Genomic DNA, 12,423 nt, shown 5'->3' with positions numbered 1-12,423 from the left:
TTTTTTATTCCGGTATGGTTAAATCGCCTTCACCCAGCTGGCGCTGCATGATTAACGTATCGCGCCAGTCTCCCATCTTATAGCCCACGCTGCGCAACTGACCGGCCACGGTGAAGCCAAATTTTTTGTGAATCGCCAGCGAACCGGCATTGTTGTGACCATCGCCGATGATCGCCAGCATCTGCCGCCACGGACCCTGCTCGCACTTCTCAATCAGCTGCGCCAGCAGGGCGCTGCCGATCCCGCGCCCGCCCATACCCGATTCGACATAAATCGACTCTTCGAGGGTGTAGCGGTAGGCGGGGCGAGGGCGGTAAAACGTCGCATAGCAGTAGCCGACGATGGTGCCGCGCCACAGGGCCACCAGCCACGGCAGCCCGTTATCACGCACCGTCTTAATCCGCTTACGCATTTCATCGACGGTGGGGGGAATATCTTCAAAGGATGCGCGTCCATTCAGTACGTGCCAGACGTACAGCGCTGCAATAGCGTGAGCGTCATCGGGCAGGGCTTCGCGGATCTCTAACTCAGCGCCGTGTAACATATCCGCTTCGGACATGAGGGGGACTCCTTAACCAGGTTTGCCGGAGAAGCGTTTCTCCGGCGTGCAGCGTAATACAGAATCCCGTTACGCGTCATCTGCGATGATGGCTATTCCGCGACGTTATTTTCGCTCTGCGGGCGTTCGCCCCAGTACTTCTGCTTGCTGGTTTTACCGAGGCCCGGGTTCATGCTGTTGGTCGGGTCATTCTGGCGGTAGAACTGTTTTAAGCTATCCGCGGCTTCATACAGGTGCCCGACGTTATGCTCGGCCGGGTACTGCGCCCCGCGCTGCTTCAGCAGCTCAAGCATCTGTTCTTTCAGCGCATGGGCATCGACGCCTTTTTTCACGATGTAATCCTGATGGAACACGTGGCACATAAAGTGGCCGTAATAGAGCTTGTGGACCAGCTGGCTGTCGATTTCCGGCGGCAGATGCTCAAACCATTCGCTGTCGTTGCGACGCAGGGCAATATCCAGCGCCAGAATATCTTCGACTTCATCAGCATGGACCGCCTGATAACGAATCGCGGCCCCAGCGGCGGCGAAGCGGTGAAGAAATGCTTTGCTGCCTTCTTCCGGGGTACAGACGAAGAAATCCCCTTCGGCCTGCTCGAAGTACCCTTTAAGCCAGGTCTGCGCCTCTTCGATACCATCCCCGGCCATTTTCAACAGCAGGTGATGCTCGTATTTATCACGCCAGGTTTTCATGCGCTCCGGCAGGTGCGCCGGGAAAACGTGCCCCAGCTTCTGCATGAAGCGGTCGCTAAAGTGCGGCTTAAACAGCGACACTTTATCCAGCATGGCATCGGCGCGGCCTTTCATGGTGAAGAAGAACGGCATCTTGTCGGTGCCGAGCTTGTCGATCATCAGGAAGGTGTCTTTACCGTAGCGCTCGGCAATATCGTAGATATCGCGGTGCATGTATTCGCCCGCCACCGGCAAATGTGCAAACTCTGCGAGGATATGGCGGCGAATTTCGGTCAGTACCGCAGGATCGTTGCTGCCGATGTAAAAGACCTGCTGGCGCTTTTCTGCCGGGAAGGTGTCGAGACGCGCGGCGAACACCGCCAGCTTGCCGGCGCAGCCGGACGATTCAAACAGGCGATCCGGGTCGGCGTTGTAGCGTGCCGGCGTGTCGGCATTGACATCGCGCACCCGGGTTACGTAATCGTGGTCATGGGCGTGGCGGCCATCGTGCAGCACGTCGCCATCGCTCACGCGGTCGTCGTCGAGACGGCTGAGGATCTGCTCCGGCGTAGTGCCCAGATCGATTCCCAGGTGGTTCACCAGCCGCAGCTTGCCGTTTTCGTCAATCTGGGCAAACAGCGACATCTCGGTGTAGGCCGGGCCGCGCTGCACCAGCGAGCCGCCGGAGTTATTGCAGATCCCGCCGATCACCGACGCGCCGATGCAGGAAGATCCGATCACCGAGTGCGGCTCACGGCCCAGCGGCTTCAGCGCTTTTTCCAGCGAATAGAGCGTGGTGCCCGGGAAGGCCAGCACCTGTTCGCCTTTGTCCAGCAGATGCAGTTTATCGAGGCGCAGGGTGCTGATAATCACTATCTGGCGATCGTAATCGTTGCCGCTGGGGGTCGAGCCTTCAGTCAGCCCGGTGTTTGCCGCCTGCATGAGAATAATTTTATCGGCGTTCACGCAGGCGTTCAGCACCCGCCACAGTTCCAGCAGCGTTCCCGGAAAGACCACCGCCAGCGCATCGCCCTGGCCTGAGCGGAAACCTTTACGGTAGCGCTGGGTTTTGGCCGGATCGGTTAACAGGTGGGAAGTGCCGACCAGTCTTGCCAGTTCCGCCAGAAAATCATGATTATTCGAAGGTGTTGCAGATGACATGATCCACTCCTTGTGGTGGTACCGAAAATATCGGGATTAAGAGCCTGCCCCGGTAGGCGTAATTGTTGCAGCCAGTTTGGACACGGACAGCGCGGAATAACCGGAGCGTACACGTAGTACGTGAGGATTGTGAGCACTGCCCAGGGCCGAAATGGCAAATAAAATAGCCTACTGGGTCAGGCTCTAAGCATAGCGCTTTGTATGACAATATTGTGCAGGAATGTGTCGAATTTCAGAGAAGAACCTTAGCATTCTGCAGGCGTCTTGTTTATATATATGGCAAACTGCGGTTTTTATTATGTTTTGCCGTGATCCCGGCCTGAGAGAAAGCGAGATAACAATGAAATGGCTCTGTACGATTGGCGTCGCCGTTAGTCTGGCGCTGCAACCCGCTCTGGCGGATGAACTGTTCGGCAATCACCCCTTAACCCCGCAGGCGCGGGATGCCTTCGTGAGCGAACTGCTCAAGAAAATGACCGTCGATGAAAAAATCGGCCAGCTCAGGCTGATCAGCGTCGGGCCGGATAACCCGAAAGAGGCGATCCGCGAGATGATTAAAGACGGCCAGGTCGGGGCCATTTTTAACACCGTCACCCGCTCGGATATCCGCATCATGCAGGATCAGGTCATGCAGCTCAGCCGCCTGAAGATCCCGCTGTTTTTCGCCTATGACGTGATCCACGGCCAGCGCACCGTCTTCCCGATAAGCCTCGGCCTGGCCTCTTCATTTAACCTCGATGCGGTCAATACCGTGGGCCGTATTTCGGCCTATGAAGCCGCCGACGATGGCCTGAACATGACCTGGGCGCCGATGGTGGACGTCTCGCGCGATCCGCGCTGGGGCCGCGCCTCGGAAGGTTTCGGGGAAGATACCTATTTAACCACCATGATGGGCCAGGCGATGGTCGAGTCGATGCAGGGCAAAAGCCCGGCGGATCGCTACTCGGTGATGACCAGCGTGAAGCACTTCGCCGCCTATGGCGCGGTAGAGGGCGGAAAAGAGTACAACACCGTTGATATGAGCCCGCAGCGCCTGTTCAACGATTACATGCCGCCTTACAAAGCCGGGCTGGATGCCGGTAGCGGGGCGGTCATGGTGGCGCTGAACTCGCTGAACGGTACCCCGGCCACTTCCGACGCCTGGCTGCTGAAAGAGGTCCTGCGCGACGACTGGGGCTTTAAAGGCATCACCGTCTCCGATCACGGTGCCATCAAGGAGCTGATTAAACACGGCGTTGCTTCCGACCCGGAAGATGCGGTGCGGGTGGCCCTGAAGTCGGGCATCAACATGAGCATGAGCGACGAGTACTACAGTAAATACCTGCCGGGGCTGGTGAAATCCGGCAAAGTGACGATGGCGGAGCTGGATGACGCCACGCGCCACGTGCTGAACGTCAAATATGATATGGGGCTGTTTAACGACCCGTACAGCCACCTCGGGCCGAAAGATTCCGACCCGCAGGATACCAACGCCGAAAGCCGCCTGCATCGTAAAGAGGCTCGCGAGGTTGCCCGGCAAAGCCTGGTACTGCTGAAAAACCGCCTCGAGACGCTGCCGCTGAAAAAATCGGGCACCATTGCGGTGGTGGGACCGCTGGCAGACAGCAAGCGTGACATGATGGGCAGCTGGTCGGCGGCGGGCGTGGCGGATCAGTCGGTCACCGTGCTGACCGGCATCAAAGATGCGCTGGGTGACAAAGGCAAGGTGGTTTATGCCCGCGGCGCCAACATCACCAACGATAGCGGCATTGTCGATTTCCTTAATCTGTACGAGAAAGCGGTGCAGGTTGACCCGCGTTCGCCGCAGGCGATGATTGACGAAGCGGTGGCCGCGGCGAAACAGTCAGACGTCGTGGTGGCGGTGGTCGGCGAGGCGCAGGGCATGGCCCACGAAGCCTCCAGTCGTACCGATATTAATCTGCCGCAGAGCCAGCGTGATTTAATTAGCGCGCTGAAGGCCACCGGTAAGCCGCTGGTGCTGGTGCTGATGAACGGTCGTCCGCTGGCGCTGGTCAAAGAAGACCAGCAGGCTGACGCGATGCTGGAAACCTGGTTTGCCGGGACCGAAGGCGGTAACGCCATTGCCGATGTACTGTTCGGCGATGCCAACCCGTCGGGCAAACTGCCGATGTCGTTCCCGCGCTCGGTGGGACAGATTCCGGTGTACTACAGCCACCTCAATACCGGCCGTCCGTACAACGCCGACAAGCCGAATAAATACACCTCGCGCTACTTTGACGAGGCCAACGGCCCGCTGTATCCGTTCGGTTACGGCCTGAGCTACACCACCTTTAGCGTATCCGACGTGAAAATGTCGGCGCCGACCATGACACGCGACGGCAGCGTTACCGCCAGCGTGCAGGTGACCAACACCGGTAAACGCGAAGGGGCGACGGTCATTCAGCTCTATCTGCAGGACGTCACCGCCTCAATGAGCCGACCGGTGAAAATGCTGCGTGGTTTCCAGCGCGTGAACCTCAAACCGGGTGAGACGCAAACCGTCAGCTTCCCGATTGAGATTAATGCGCTGAAGTTCTGGAACCAGAAAATGAAATACGACGCCGAACCGGGCAAATTCAACGTCTTTATCGGCGTTGACTCCGCCCGCGTGAAGCAGAGCGAGTTCGAATTACGCTAATCTGATCCTCCCGGTCATGCTGCCGGAACTCCCCTAAAAGGCCGATTAATCGGCCTTTTCTTTTTTCGTTCAGCGGTCAAATAGGCTACGCTTTTCTCTTAAGCTTCTGAAAATGGAGCGCAAAATAATGAGGATAGCGGGATGGATATGGCAACGAAATGGCGCGCTGCGCTGGCGCTGGCCGCGCTGATAAGTCTGCCGCTTCAGGCGGCGGAGCCGGTCAAAGTTGGCTCAAAAATCGATACGGAAGGGGCGCTGCTGGGCAATATTATTTTGCAGGTGCTGGAGAGCCACGGGGTGAAGACCGTCAATAAAGTGCAGCTCGGGACCACCCCGGTGGTGCGCGGGGCGATTACGGCGGGTGAACTCGACATTTATCCAGAATATACCGGCAACGGCGCCTTCTTCTTTAAGCAGGAGAACGATCCGGCGTGGAAAAACGCCCGGCAGGGCTACGAGAAGGTGAAAAAGCTCGATGCAGAGCAGAATAAGCTTATCTGGCTCACCCCGGCACCGGCGAACAACACCTGGACCATAGCCGTGCGTCAGGATCTGGCTGAAAAAAATAACCTCAAGTCACTGGCGGATCTCAGCCGTTATCTGCACAGCGGCGGTGCCTTCAAGCTGGCGGCCTCCGCCGAATTTATCGAACGTCCCGATGCGCTCCCGGCCTTTGAGAAAGCCTACGGTTTCTCGCTTAATCAGGACCAGCTGCTGTCGCTGGCGGGCGGCGATACCGCGGTGACCATCAAAGCGGCGGCGCAGCAAACCTCCGGCGTCAATGCGGCGATGGCCTACGGAACCGACGGCCCGGTTGCTGCTCTGGGGTTACAAACCCTCAGCGATCCGCAGGGCGTACAGCCGATTTACGCCCCGACTCCGGTGGTCCGCGAGGCGGTGCTGAAAGCCTATCCGCAGATTGCCGAATGGCTGCAGCCGGTGTTTGCCAGCCTCGATGAAAAAACGTTGCAACAGCTGAATGCCAGCATTGCCGTAGAAGGGCGGGACGCCAAAAAAGTGGCCGCTGATTATCTGCAGCAAAAAGGGCTGTTGAAGTAGATCCCGGGTGGCTATTCGTTGTTATAACCGTGTCGTGCTGCTGCTGGCCTGCGTCCTGCTGCTGGCGGTGGCCTTGCCGTTCGTCAACTATGCGCCTAATCGCCTGTTATCCGGAGAGGGTCGCTGGCTATGGCAGGATTGCCGCTGGCTGTTGACGCTGCAGGTCGGCGGGGCGCTGCTGCTGATGCTCCTGTGCTGGCGAGCAGGCCGTGGGCCGCTGCTGCTGACCTTGCTGGTGGCCGACGCGCTGCTGCCGCTCCAGCTGTGGGGGGCCGGGCAGGTGGCGACTCAACTGGCGCAGGAGGGTTCTGCGCTGGCGCGTACCTCGCCGGGCAGCGGCCTGTGGCTGGCGCTGGCGCTCTGCCTGCTCATTGCCAGCGATGCCATCCGCCGCCTGACTTCCCGGGCGCTCTGGCGCTGGCTGCTCAATGCCCAGATCTGGCTGATCCCCTGTGTGCTGCTGACCACCGGTGCGCTGGATCAGCTATCGCTGCTGAAAGAGTACGCCAACCGTCAGGATGTTTTCGATGCGGCGCTGTACCAGCACGTGACGCTGCTGTTTGGCACGCTGCTGCCGGGATTGCTGATCGGTTTGCCGATGGGCATCGCCATCTGGCGCCGGCCCCGCTGGCAGGCGCCGGTGTTTACCTTCCTCAATATTATTCAGACCGTGCCCTCCGTGGCGCTGTTTGGCCTGCTGATCGCACCGCTGGCCGGTCTTGCCCATCACTTTCCCTGGCTCGCGGCGCGGGGTATTTCCGGTACCGGAATGGCGCCAGCGCTGATTGCGCTGGTGCTGTATGCCCTGCTGCCGCTGGTGCGTGGCGTGGTCACCGGCCTGCAGCAGGTGCCGCGCGACGCGCTGGAGAGCGCGGTGGCGATGGGGATGAGCCGCGGACAGTGCTTCAGGTCGGTACAGCTGCCGCTGGCGCTGCCGGTGCTGTTGCGCAGCCTGCGCGTGGTGAGCGTGCAAACCGTTGGTATGGCGGTAGTGGCGGCGCTGATTGGCGCCGGCGGGTTCGGCACCCTGGTGTTCCAGGGGCTGTTGAGCAGCGCCCTGGATCTGGTGCTGCTGGGAGTGATCCCGACCATTGCCCTTGCGGTGGTGGTCGATGCGCTGTTTGCGCTGTGGGGCGCGTTACTGAAAGGAGAGGCAGATGATTGAATTTGACGGGGTCAGCAAATCCTTCGCCGGGCAGCCGGCGGTAAAAAATCTCAACCTGCATCTGCGTGAAGGCGCCTTCTCGGTCCTGATTGGTACTTCCGGATCGGGTAAATCCACCACGTTGAAAATGATCAATCGGCTGGTCGAGCATGACAGCGGCAGCCTGCGCTTTGCCGGGCAGGATATTCGCCAGCAGCCGGTGCTGGCGCTGCGCCGACGGATGGGCTACGCCATTCAGTCGATCGGCCTGTTTCCTCACTGGACGGTGGCGCAGAACATCGCCACCGTCCCGCAACTGCAAAAGTGGTCGCGACAGCAGATCGCCGCGCGGGTTGATGAGCTGATGGCGCTGCTGGGGCTGGACCCGGCGTTGGGTGCTCGTTACCCGCATCAGCTCTCCGGCGGCCAGCAGCAGCGGGTTGGGGTGGCGCGGGCGCTGGCTGCCAATCCTGACGTCCTGCTGATGGACGAGCCGTTTGGCGCCCTCGACCCGGTGACCCGCGACGCGCTCCAGCAGGAGATGATCCGCATTCACCGGCTGCTGGGGCGGACCATCGTCCTCGTGACCCACGATGTGGATGAAGCGCTGCGGCTGGCGGACCATCTGGTATTAATGGACGGCGGCGAAGTGGTGCAGCAGGGCGAACCGCTGCAGATGCTGCTGAATCCCCAAAATGCCTTCGTGGAGACGTTTTTTGGCCACAGTGAGCTGGGCGTCCGGCTGCTGGCGTTGCGCGGCGTCGGGGAGTGCCTGCGCCGCGATGAGCGGCTGGCCGGGGATACGCTGCAGGTAACGATGACGCTGCGCGAAGCGCTTTCGCAGTTTATTACCCATCGCTGTGAGGTGCTGCCGGTGGTGGATGAGCAGGGACAAGCCTGCGGGACGCTGCATTTTGCCGACCTGCTCGGCAAGGAGGTGCGCCATCCGCCTGCTTCGTGATCCGCTGCTGTGGCTGCTGGCGCTGTTTATCGCCATCTTGCTGCTGCTGCCCTACAGCGCGCCGCTCTTCAGCGCCCTGTTTCCCGAACTGCCACGCCCGGTCTATCAGCAGCAGAGCTTTCTGTCGCTGACGTGGGCCCATTGCTGGCTGGTGGCGCTTTCGAGCCTGGCAGCGACGGTGGTGGGCGTCGGGGCCGGCGTAGCGGTGACGCGTCCCGCGGGGCGTGAATTTCGCCCGCTGGTGGAGACGATAGCGGCGATGGGGCAAACTTTTCCGCCGGTGGCGGTGCTGGCGATTGCGGTGCCGGTCATGGGGTTTGGCTGGCAGCCGGCGCTGATTGCGCTGGCGCTGTACGGCGTGCTGCCGGTATTGCAGGGGACTCTGGCCGGGTTAAGCGCCGTGCCGCCGGGTGCGGTGGCGGTCGCTCAGGGAATGGGGATGACCGGCTGGCAGCGGCTTATCAAGGTCGAACTGCCGCTGGCCGCACCGGTGATGCTGGCCGGTATCCGGACCTCGACCATCGTTAATATCGGCACGGCAACTATCGCCTCAACGGTCGGGGCGAATACGCTCGGAACGCCGATTGTCATCGGCCTTAGCGGGTTCAACACCGCTTATGTACTGCAGGGGGCGCTGCTGGTGGCGCTGGCGGCGATCGTCGTCGACCGCGGATTTGAACGGCTGAACCGCTGGATCAGCCGACACCGCCACGAACAATAAACGAGTAACCAGCAAGCATCACGCCGCTGATCCCGCCGATGGCCATGAATAAGAATAGGGTAATGACCGCGATTTTCGCTGGCTTCATAATAGGCTCCTGATGTTAACGGAGGGATTATACGGTGAAGCTCAGGTGTTAATAAAACATTAATTGCTATTTAGCCAGATAACGTGACCCTGCTGCTGCCAGGCCTGCAGTTGATTCTGCTGCGCCTGGGTCGGGCTCTCGCCGCACAACACCAGCAGGGTGCTGTCGGGAAACAGCTCGGGGCGAATCTGCGGCAGCGAGTGCGGCACAACGTCGACCCGCCAGCCCTGTTCACTGGCAATCCAGCCCTCCAGCCACATCCGGGTGGTATCGTCGATATTCCAGCCGAGCACCAGCGCATGGCTGCCGGCGTGTTTGTAGGCGCTGGCGAGACTGTGGGCAATATGGTTGATCAGCACGCCATCAAGGATGCTGCGCAGGGCGGTGAGGGTGGGCTGAGGGCTGAGCAGACGATGGCGCAAAGGAATAAACAGCTGGTTAACCAGCGTCTGGGCGGAGTAGCTGTGGCTGCGCTCTTTAATCCACAGCCGCAAGCGGTGATAGCTGCCGTCGTGCAGATAGCCCAGCAGGATCTCCTGCTGTTCCCGCCAGCCATCCTCCTCCTGATGATCGTTATCGTTGAGCAGGGTTTTGACTTTGCCCACCTGAACGCCCGCGTCAATCCAGCGTTGAATTTCGCGGATACGGTCAATTTCCTGTTCATTAAACAGGCGATGGCCGCCGTCGGTGCGCTGAGGTTTCAGCAGTCCATAGCGCCGCTGCCAGGCGCGTAACGTCACGGGGTTGATGTCGCAGAGCTGAGCCACTTCACCAATCGTATAAAGCGCCATAAATCCCTCCCGCAGTTGCTTCCCTTATAACTGTAGAAGCTGTTTGCCGAAGACGATATGTTTGTTCATTTTTTGTTCAAGTGGCGAGAGGTGGGCGGCTAAGAAGTGTGATCCTGACCATGATTTTTCATTTTCCTCGGTGGCTTCAAAGAAAGTTTTGACCCGGCGGTGTATGTTACGCGCTTTCAAGTGAAGTGTGGTCTGCGGGTATGTACGAGTTCGATCTGGTGTTGCTGCTGCTTCAGCAGATGTGCGTGTTTTTGGTCATCGCGTGGCTGATGAGCAAGACGCGGCTGTTCATTCCGCTGATGCAGGTCACCGTCCGCCTGCCGCATAAGCTGCTGTGCTACGTCACCTTCTCCATTTTCTGCATTATGGGGACCTATTTTGGTCTGCATATCGAAGACTCCATTGCCAATACGCGCGCCATCGGTGCGGTCATGGGCGGCCTGCTCGGCGGCCCGGTCGTCGGCGGCCTGGTAGGCCTCACCGGCGGGCTGCATCGTTACTCCCTTGGCGGGATGACGGCGCTGAGCTGTATGGTCTCCACCATCGTGGAGGGGCTGCTGGGTGGTCTGGTCCACAGCGTGCTGGTCAAACGGGGACGTTCGGATAAAGTGTTCAGCCCGCTCACCGCCGGCGCGATCACCTTCTTCGCCGAGATGGTGCAGATGCTGATTATCCTGCTGATCGCCCGTCCCTTCGACAATGCGCTGCATCTGGTGCAAAGCATCGCCGCGCCGATGATGGTCACCAACACGGTCGGCGCCGCGCTGTTTATGCGTATCCTGCTGGATAAGCGGGCGATGTTTGAGAAATACACTTCGGCTTTCTCTGCCACCGCGTTGAAGGTCGCGGCCTCGACGGAGGGGATCCTGCGCCAGGGGTTTAACGAAGAGAACAGCATGAAGGTCGCGCAGGTGCTGATCCAGGAGCTCGATATTGGCGCGGTGGCCATCACCGACCGCGACAAGCTGCTCGCGTTTACCGGCATTGGCGACGATCACCACCTGCCCGGCAAGCCGATCTCGTCATCCTATACGCAAAAGGCGATTGATAGCGGCGAGGTGGTCTACGCCGACGGCAACGAGGTCCCGTATCGCTGCTCGATTCACCCCAACTGCAAGCTGGGCTCGACGCTGGTGATCCCGCTGTGCGGCGAAAATCAACGGGTCATCGGCACCATCAAATTATATGAAGCGAAAAACCGCCTGTTCAGCTCCATCAACCGTACGTTGGGGGAGGGGATTGCCCAGCTGCTGTCGGCGCAAATTCTGGCCGGGCAGTACGAGCGGCAGAAGGCGCTGCTGACGCAGTCGGAGATCAAACTGCTGCATGCGCAGGTGAACCCCCATTTTCTGTTTAATGCCTTAAACACCCTGAAGGCGGTGATCCGCCGCGACAGCGATCAGGCCGGGCAGCTGGTGCAGTATCTGTCGACCTTCTTCCGTAAAAACCTCAAGCGGCCTTCGGAGGTCGTGACCCTGGCCGATGAAATTGAACATGTGAACGCCTATCTGCAAATTGAGAAGGCGCGTTTCCAGGCCAACCTGCAGATTCAGATGCTGGTGCCCGAGGCGCTGGCCCACCATCAGCTACCGGCGTTTACGCTACAGCCGATCGTAGAAAATGCCATTAAGCACGGTACGTCGCAGCATCTCGGGGTCGGGGAAATTACCATTCGCGCCAGCCAGAACGACCGCTGGCTGCAGCTGGATATCGAAGATAATGCCGGACTGTACCAGGACAATCCCAACGCCAGCGGGCTGGGTATGAGCCTGGTGGACAGACGTTTACGGGCGCGCTTCGGCGCCGACTGCGGCATTACCGTCACCTGTGAAGCGGAGCGTTTCACCCGCGTCACGCTGCGACTGCCTCTGGAGGAGAACGCGTGTTAAAAGTGTTGATAGTTGATGATGAGCCGCTGGCACGTGAGAACCTGCGCGTATTGCTGGAATCCGCCGGCGAGATTGAGATTGTCGGCGAGTGCGGCAATGCCGTAGAAGCCATCGGCGCGGTGCACAAGCTGCGCCCGGACGTGCTGTTTCTCGACATCCAGATGCCGCGGATCAGCGGTCTGGAAATGGTAGGGATGCTGGACCCGGAGCACCGGCCTTACATCGTGTTTCTCACCGCCTTTGACGAGTACGCGGTGAAAGCTTTTGAAGAGCATGCGTTTGATTATCTGCTCAAACCCATCGAGGCGCCGCGGCTGGAGAAGACCCTGGCCCGTCTGCGCCAGGAGCGCAGCCTGCAGGATATCTCGCTGCTCGACGATACCCAACAGGCGTTGAAATACATCCCCTGCACCGGCCACAGCCGCATCTGGCTGCTGCAAATGGAAGATGTGGCGTTCGTCAGCAGCCGGATGAGCGGAATCTACGTCACCGACCGCGAAGGGAAAGAGGGCTTCACCGAGCTGACCTTGCGAACGCTGGAGAACCGCACGCCGCTGCTGCGCTGCCATCGCCAGTACCTGGTGAACATGGCGCACCTGAAGGAGATCCGTCTGGAGGAGAACGGCCAGGCGGAACTGCTGATGCGGGCCGGGCAAACGGTGCCGGTGAGCCGGCGCTACTTAAAAAATCTGAAAGAGGCGATTGGGCTGTAATACGCCTGAATCGTGATAG

The 12,423-nt window shown here is 59.8% G+C and carries 11 protein-coding genes; 7 read left to right on the top strand and 4 right to left on the bottom strand.

Going from position 1 to position 12,423, the window contains the following annotated elements; translation table 11 throughout:
- Positions 1-4: 4 nt before the first annotated feature.
- Both EDF82_RS08895 and dld read right to left on the bottom strand, forming a co-directional pair.
- Complete coding sequence (locus EDF82_RS08895) at positions 5-559, bottom strand: GNAT family N-acetyltransferase (protein ID WP_123755132.1); 555 nt, start codon at positions 557-559, stop codon at positions 5-7.
- 92 nt (positions 560-651) lie between these two features.
- A complete protein-coding gene (gene dld, locus EDF82_RS08890; RefSeq protein WP_123755131.1) occupies positions 652-2,391 on the bottom strand; it encodes a D-lactate dehydrogenase in 1,740 nt (579 codons plus the stop codon).
- Positions 2,392-2,731: 340 nt separating this feature from the next.
- Here dld and bglX point away from each other — a divergent pair, with 340 nt between their 5' ends.
- The 5 genes from bglX to EDF82_RS08865 all read left to right on the top strand — a co-directional run bounded on the left by bglX (position 2,732) and on the right by EDF82_RS08865 (position 8,914).
- Positions 2,732-5,029 carry a beta-glucosidase BglX gene (bglX, locus tag EDF82_RS08885; RefSeq protein WP_123755130.1) on the top strand — a complete coding sequence of 766 codons (2,298 nt, stop codon included), beginning with the start codon at positions 2,732-2,734 and terminating at the stop codon, positions 5,027-5,029.
- A 141-nt stretch (positions 5,030-5,170) separates the two neighbouring features.
- A complete protein-coding gene (locus EDF82_RS08880; protein WP_123755129.1) occupies positions 5,171-6,088 on the top strand; it encodes an ABC transporter substrate-binding protein in 918 nt (305 codons plus the stop codon).
- A gap of 7 nt (positions 6,089-6,095) precedes the next feature.
- Positions 6,096-7,253 (top strand): ABC transporter permease, encoded by a 1,158-nt coding sequence (locus EDF82_RS08875; RefSeq protein WP_123755128.1) that lies wholly within the window; start codon positions 6,096-6,098, stop codon positions 7,251-7,253.
- A complete protein-coding gene (locus EDF82_RS08870) occupies positions 7,246-8,193 on the top strand; it encodes an ABC transporter ATP-binding protein (protein WP_123755127.1) in 948 nt (315 codons plus the stop codon). Before EDF82_RS08875 ends, EDF82_RS08870 begins: the two co-directional genes overlap by 8 nt.
- Positions 8,177-8,914, top strand: coding sequence for an ABC transporter permease (locus EDF82_RS08865; protein WP_123755522.1), 738 nt, complete (start codon positions 8,177-8,179; stop codon positions 8,912-8,914). Before EDF82_RS08870 ends, EDF82_RS08865 begins: the two co-directional genes overlap by 17 nt.
- Here EDF82_RS08865 and EDF82_RS08860 read toward each other — a convergent pair.
- Positions 8,889-9,002, bottom strand: coding sequence for a protein YohO (locus tag EDF82_RS08860; protein ID WP_071844955.1), 114 nt, complete (start codon positions 9,000-9,002; stop codon positions 8,889-8,891). The genes EDF82_RS08865 and EDF82_RS08860 overlap by 26 nt on opposite strands.
- A 59-nt stretch (positions 9,003-9,061) precedes the next feature.
- Positions 9,062-9,793 carry a MerR family transcriptional regulator gene (locus EDF82_RS08855; RefSeq protein ID WP_123755126.1) on the bottom strand — a complete coding sequence of 244 codons (732 nt, stop codon included), beginning with the start codon at positions 9,791-9,793 and terminating at the stop codon, positions 9,062-9,064.
- 209 nt (positions 9,794-10,002) lie between these two features.
- Here EDF82_RS08855 and EDF82_RS08850 point away from each other — a divergent pair, with 209 nt between their 5' ends.
- Positions 10,003-11,691, top strand: a complete 1,689-nt coding sequence (locus EDF82_RS08850) for a sensor histidine kinase (protein ID WP_123755125.1) — start codon at positions 10,003-10,005, stop codon at positions 11,689-11,691.
- Positions 11,685-12,404: a two-component system response regulator BtsR gene (gene btsR / locus EDF82_RS08845; protein ID WP_123755124.1), complete on the top strand. Its 720-nt coding sequence runs from the start codon at positions 11,685-11,687 to the stop codon at positions 12,402-12,404. Before EDF82_RS08850 ends, btsR begins: the two co-directional genes overlap by 7 nt.
- Positions 12,405-12,423: the final 19 nt, after the last annotated feature.

Source organism: Klebsiella sp. BIGb0399 (assembly GCF_003752615.1).
Taxonomy (GTDB): Bacteria; Pseudomonadota; Gammaproteobacteria; order Enterobacterales; family Enterobacteriaceae; genus Klebsiella; species Klebsiella lignicola.
Note: the sequence above shows the minus strand (reverse complement) of the source record. Positions and strands in the feature narration are given on the sequence as shown.